The 222-nt window shown below is 39.6% G+C and carries 1 pseudogene; it reads left to right on the forward strand.

Annotated features, from left to right (window positions below):
- Positions 1-222, forward strand: a pseudogene (locus HT669_RS11500) (IS630 transposase-related protein); the annotation flags it as partial.

A 222-nucleotide genomic window follows, 5' to 3' on the forward strand; every position in this document is an offset into this window, starting at 1 on the left:
ATCCTTTGTAGAGGCTTATCCAGATGCTTTTTTACGGGAAATTGCGGCACATTTTGATTGTGCTGTCCCTTCAGTATGGGCAGCTTTAAAGCAGATGAAGGTCACTTCAAAAAAAGATGACGAGCTTTAAGGAACAAGACCCAGAGAAAGTCGCTGAGTTTCTTGATATTTTGGATAACCTAAACGATTTACCAATCGTATACATTGATGAAACAGGAATCG

The sequence above is a fragment of the Streptococcus sp. 2100 genome (assembly GCF_013276335.1).
In the GTDB taxonomy this organism is placed as follows: Bacteria; Bacillota; Bacilli; order Lactobacillales; family Streptococcaceae; genus Streptococcus; species Streptococcus pseudopneumoniae.